Source organism: Colwellia hornerae (genome assembly GCF_007954355.1).
Lineage (GTDB): Bacteria > Pseudomonadota > Gammaproteobacteria > Enterobacterales > Alteromonadaceae > Colwellia_A > Colwellia_A hornerae.
Map to the genome: position 1 here is coordinate 1 of NZ_VOLR01000052.1, position 4,556 is coordinate 4,556.

Annotated in this window: 9 protein-coding genes; all 9 read left to right on the plus strand. The window is 35.6% G+C overall.

The features are described from left to right. Nucleotides 1-220 precede the first annotated feature (220 nt). The 9 genes from ESZ26_RS18670 (at nucleotide 221) to ESZ26_RS18710 (ending at nucleotide 4,267) form a co-directional block, all read left to right on the plus strand. Nucleotides 221-592, plus strand: a complete 372-nt coding sequence (locus tag ESZ26_RS18670) for an energy transducer TonB (protein ID WP_146801272.1) — start codon at nucleotides 221-223, stop codon at nucleotides 590-592. Between the two features lie 144 nt (nucleotides 593-736). Next, nucleotides 737-1,015, plus strand: coding sequence for a type II toxin-antitoxin system RelE/ParE family toxin (locus tag ESZ26_RS18675; protein ID WP_146801274.1), 279 nt, complete (start codon nucleotides 737-739; stop codon nucleotides 1,013-1,015). Continuing rightward, complete coding sequence (locus ESZ26_RS18680; protein WP_146801276.1) at nucleotides 1,015-1,308, plus strand: HigA family addiction module antitoxin; 294 nt, start codon at nucleotides 1,015-1,017, stop codon at nucleotides 1,306-1,308. Before ESZ26_RS18675 ends, ESZ26_RS18680 begins: the two co-directional genes overlap by 1 nt. 478 nt (nucleotides 1,309-1,786) lie before the next feature. Further along, on the plus strand, nucleotides 1,787-2,194 hold the full coding sequence (locus ESZ26_RS18685) for a ribonuclease E inhibitor RraB (protein ID WP_170246419.1): 408 nt from the start codon (nucleotides 1,787-1,789) through the stop codon (nucleotides 2,192-2,194). A gap of 111 nt (nucleotides 2,195-2,305) precedes the next feature. Further along, nucleotides 2,306-2,593 carry a hypothetical protein gene (locus tag ESZ26_RS18690; RefSeq protein ID WP_146801280.1) on the plus strand — a complete coding sequence of 96 codons (288 nt, stop codon included), beginning with the start codon at nucleotides 2,306-2,308 and terminating at the stop codon, nucleotides 2,591-2,593. A 191-nt stretch (nucleotides 2,594-2,784) separates the two neighbouring features. After that, a complete protein-coding gene (locus tag ESZ26_RS18695; protein ID WP_146801282.1) occupies nucleotides 2,785-3,039 on the plus strand; it encodes a type II toxin-antitoxin system Phd/YefM family antitoxin in 255 nt (84 codons plus the stop codon). Continuing rightward, a complete protein-coding gene (locus ESZ26_RS18700; protein WP_146801284.1) occupies nucleotides 3,032-3,292 on the plus strand; it encodes a Txe/YoeB family addiction module toxin in 261 nt (86 codons plus the stop codon). Before ESZ26_RS18695 ends, ESZ26_RS18700 begins: the two co-directional genes overlap by 8 nt. A 117-nt stretch (nucleotides 3,293-3,409) precedes the next feature. Next, nucleotides 3,410-3,754, plus strand: a complete 345-nt coding sequence (locus ESZ26_RS18705; RefSeq protein ID WP_146801286.1) for a DUF3024 domain-containing protein — start codon at nucleotides 3,410-3,412, stop codon at nucleotides 3,752-3,754. A 231-nt stretch (nucleotides 3,755-3,985) separates the two neighbouring features. Then, nucleotides 3,986-4,267: a hypothetical protein gene (locus ESZ26_RS18710; protein WP_146801288.1), complete on the plus strand. Its 282-nt coding sequence runs from the start codon at nucleotides 3,986-3,988 to the stop codon at nucleotides 4,265-4,267. Nucleotides 4,268-4,556: the final 289 nt, after the last annotated feature.

The window sequence follows — 4,556 nt, forward strand, 5'->3', positions numbered from 1 at the left end:
GCAGTTACATTAACAAATACTACAATGTTTCGAGGATGCATTCAGGGATAAGTTATTGCTCACCAATAGAATATGAAGCCCTGGCAGCGTGAAAAAAAATGTGTCCGTTTTATCGGGGGAAGATCACGCTAAACAGTTGGCTAGCACTCGTTCCTCGTACATTTTAGCCAACTATTTCGCGCCGCTTAGTAAGGCGTTATATTTTTAACCAGGAGTTTAGATGAAATTTGTAAGTTTGTTTTTAGTCATGATTTTTTTTACTATGGGTTGTACTTCTAAAAGAGTTCAATTACTTAATGAACCACCAATAACACTAAATGAATCAGATCTCGGAAAATACTGGGTTCCAGATAAAGCTACTCTTACTTTTGAAAATAATTTCATTCCACCAAAAGTTTCGGGTTTTGTTAAAGTTAGGTATCTTATTGACTCAAATGGAGAAATATTTAATCCTGTTGTTGCCGAATCTGAAGGTGGTTGGGATAAATTTGCGTTAAGAGCAATTAGAGAAATTCACTATGTAAATACAGAGTTTAATTTGAATAAAACCCCTGTTTATGCCATAAAGCATTTTAATTTCATAGCTCCATAAAAATATAACTATAAGCCATTCAAGCAGGACAAAAAACAGTTGGTTTTTGCTCGTGCCTCGCTATTATAACCAACTATTTTTTGCCCCTTAATGGGGCGTTATATTTTTATCGACAACTGATGCGCATCACGCTACACTTATTGCATGATTAAATCTTTTAAGCACAAAGGACTGAAGAAATACTTCCAAACTGGAAGTGTCTCAGGTATTCAGGCAAAGCATCAACGTAAATTACGTATGCAACTAGCCGCAATAGACACCGCTCAAGAAATTGATGATATCAATTTGCCCGGTTTTAAATTACATCCTTTAAAAGGCAATAGAGATGGGATTTGGTCTATTACTGTAAACGGTAACTGGCGCATTACTTTCGAGTTTATCGATGGCAATGCTTTCATTCTCAACTATGAGGACTATCACTAATGACTATGCATAATCCACCGCACCCAGGGGAGTTCATTTACGATGTTTATTTGGAGCCTGCTGGTTTTAGCTGTCGCTATCTGGCTAAACAATTAGATGTAGCATCATCTACTTTAAATCGAGTTATTAAAGGTCAAAGTGCCATCTCTCCCGAAATGGCACTGCGCTTGTCTAAAGCAATAGGAAGAACTCCTGAGAGTTGGCTATCAATGCAAGATAACTATGATCTTTGGCATGCTAAGCAACAAATAAACTTAACCAATGTCCACTCAGTAAATTTTGCAGTGGCATAAAAAAGATAACAATCTGTTCAAACGGAAAAATAACAGTTGGCTTGCGCTTAACAGGGCGTTATACACCTTGGTAAAGTATGTACTTATCAAAACTTGATGTAATTAAATTTAAAAGTAACTTAATTGGTACAGCTAAGCTTTATCGTTATTCTCTTTCTCTATTAATTCCTATGCTCATTGCAGATGCATTAATAAATGGTTTAGAGAATACTTTCTTTGCAACATGTATAATTATTGGTTACATTCCAGTATTAATTATTAAGGTTTTATTTTTACGTATATTAATAATCTGGCTTTTTGGAGGATATCTAAAGAACTTATTTGGGCATTTCTCAGTTCTATCGTTCTTAATTCGGCTTTAGCTGTACTAAGTTTTGTTGAGCCACCAATAGTCACATTTAGTAAATATGCTATGTACATCCATTTTAGCCAACCCTATTTTGCCCCTTAAGTGGGCGTTATATTACAAGGAACGTTTGTGCGTAGAATTATATTATTTACAATAGTGCTTTTATCGGTATCGGGTTGTGCAACGAAAAAAGTAGAACCCGAAAAACAATTATTTAATTACGCAGAAAGCGATCAGAGCTTAATTGAATTACTCATAAAACAAGGCTCTAATGCTAACAAAAAACACTGGGTGAGCTTCATGGTTGATTGCGAAACTGAGGAGCAAGTTTCTGTAATTATATCAAAAGCAAAGTTAGTTGGTTTTGACGATGATTACATATCCTATTCTGAAAAGCGTAAACTTTGGTCTTCATCTCTAAGCGCACCTATGAAATTAAACCTAGTTGAAGTTTCTGCAAATAGAGCTAAATTAATGCCCTTAATCCCAATTAAGTCATGTAGTGGGGTTGGTTGGGGCGCTGCGGTGGAAAAGTAATATATCAAGAAATTCAACAAGGACTAAAACAGCGGGCTGTTCGCTTCGCTCCATTTTAGCCCACTATTTTTAGCCTGTTATTTAGGTATTATATTTCACGGAGTTTTCAGCATGGGTGAGCAACAAATAGTTTATTCTTTCGCATGGTTTCAGCCTGAAGAGTGGCAGTGTTTAAAAGAAACAGTAGAAGATCCATCGACACTTGATGACACTTACCCAGAGTGGCGACACAATGCTGATAATGCCATTGGAGAGCTCAGAGCTAATGGCGAAAAAGTTCAAAAAATATCGATTAAAATTAGTAAATTGCTAGTTTGGTGTGAAGCAAAAGATATAAAACCTGATAGCAAAGCGAGATCAGAATATGCAGCATTTTTAGCAGACCAAAGAAGCAACTGAAATATAAAAAGAAGACAAACAAGGACAAAAAACAGTTGGCTGTTTTTACTTCGTTGAACATTCTAGCCAACTATTATTTACCTCTTAGTGGGGCGTAAGCTGCCTCAACCTAACTTGTACAACATCTTGCACAAGTCGTTGTTTTTAGTTAGACTTGTCTTATTAACAGTACAACTAAAAAAGAGAATTATATGAGAATTGTATCTTTTACTGAAGCAAGAAATGGGCTTAAATCTGTACTTGACCATGTCGTAAACGACGCTGATTATACGGTAATTACACGTAGAGATTCTGAAGATGCTGTTGTTATGTCTCTGGATTATTACAACAGCTTGATGGAAACTGTTCATTTACTAAAATCACCTGCTAACGCAGTTCACTTAACCCGCTCTATTGAGCAATTTAAATCGGCTCAAGTGATTGAGCAAGAAATATTAAATGACTAGGCTGTTAGCGTGGACCAATGATGCATGGGCCGATTATGTACATTGGCAAGGTCAAGATACAAAAACGCTTAAAAGAATTAATAAATTAATTACAGACACTAAGCGTTCCCCATTTGAGGGGATCGGAAAACCTGAGCCTCTAAAAGAAAATTTATTAGGTTTTTGGTCTAGACGTGTGGATGATTCCAATCGTCTTGTATATGCCGTTAGTGATAGTCATATAACAGTTATATCATGCCGCTATCATTATTAATTATAACCAGCAGCTAACAAGTTGCTCAAACGAAAAAAATAGCAGTTGGCCATCGCTTGGCGATTATAGCCAACCATTATTTCCGCCTAGCAAGGCATTATAAGTATCGAGGGTTTCGTGGCAATTAGTGAATTTGAGTTATACAAAGTAGAAAAATTGGCAAAAAGTTTTTGTTCTGTTAAAAGTGGAAATTTTTCACGTGAACAGCTGTACATTGATTATAAAATTGAAGGTCAAACTTTATACTTTTTCGAGGTTCGTCCTATGTGGAACGATCCAACTAAAAATACAGAGATACTTGTTGCTAAGTTTACTTATGTTAAAAAAGATAAAATCTGGAAGCTTTATTGGCTACGTCAAAACCAGAAATGGCAGGCATATGAACCGGACGGAATTAATCTGCATTTAGAGCCGTTGCTAGAAATAGTTCAAGAAGACAAACAAGCTTGTTTTTGGGGATAAAATTTGTAACTTGCTGTTCAAATAGTTAGCTCTTAATAGGGCGTTTTATTTACAATAGAGTTTATTTGCATGAATCAATATGAAAATTACTTGTCTGAGAGTTGAAATTTTAAAGTTTATTCTTTAGATGAGAGTGTCTACTTAAAAGATAAAAATTCTAATTCAAAGCTAAATGAATATGATGAAGGTGATTTATTAATAGCCTACCATTATGGAGAACCTGAAGGAGCTATGATTTCTCCTAGCGAAGATTACGTAGTCGTTGTTGGGCATGGGATTAGCATATATCCATTAAATCAAAAGTATGGAATCAAATCAGTAGAATTATTTAATGAACTGAACTCTCAAATGTGGACAAATGAAATTCACATAGAGTCTGATGATCAACCGGATGATTCCTGGGAAGCAGGTGGACCTTATTGGTTATGGTTTAGATTTGTATCTCTTGAAGATGATAAAACCAGCGTATTTAAAATGAACGCAAAGACTCATCGGCTATTAAAAGAGGATTAATTGGTAATGTAAATATAAGCCATTCAAGCAAGGGGCATAACAGTTGGCTTTTTGCTGCTTTCTTGCACATTTTAGTCACTATTATTTGCCTCTTAATAGGGGGTTATGTATCTTTAATACATCATTAGAATTTAATTACTTGGGAATTATCATGAATAAACTGTAAGCGTATGGGGAAAGGCATCTAGCCTTGCTTGATGTTCCAAGGCAGCAGGTGCTCTAGGCTCTCTGGCTTTTTAGCCAGTTCATTTAAACAAGTTTGCAAATAGCTATCGACTAGCAAACCATT